Here is a 370-nt window from a genome sequence, read left to right as displayed (position 1 = left end):
GCTACGCCGTCTTTGTAGAGTTCTACTTTGACACTATCTACAGGCGCAGATACATCGTTACCAGCTGAATCTTCCCATTCTTTTGTTACCTTGACATCTCGGGTTGGAATTTCCATTGGAGCCCATGGAGTCTTTTCCTTATTGGTGATCGTAAAGCCTTCTTTCATGCTTCCTGCGTAACCGACTCCATACCACTTGCCTGCCACTTGAATGTTGTTTAAGCTTTCACCAACTTCTTTAATGGTATATTCATGAGCCGCTCCACCGAGGGTCGCGGATACTGGTAATTGCTCAAAGGTGGCTGTCCAGTTATTGGCTGACTTCAACTCTTGTACCTGACCTGTGGCTACGCCGTCTTTGTAGAGTTCTA

General features: G+C 46.2%; 1 protein-coding gene. It reads right to left on the bottom strand.

What is annotated here, in order from left to right; genetic code table 11:
• A partial coding sequence (locus tag ATE34_RS10875; protein WP_142357499.1) for a Cna B-type domain-containing protein occupies positions 1 to 370 on the bottom strand: 370 nt, incomplete at both ends.

It is taken from the genome of Streptococcus oralis subsp. tigurinus (genome assembly GCF_002093545.1).
Lineage (GTDB): Bacteria > Bacillota > Bacilli > Lactobacillales > Streptococcaceae > Streptococcus > Streptococcus oralis_C.
Note: the sequence above shows the minus strand (reverse complement) of the source record. Positions and strands in the feature narration are given on the sequence as shown.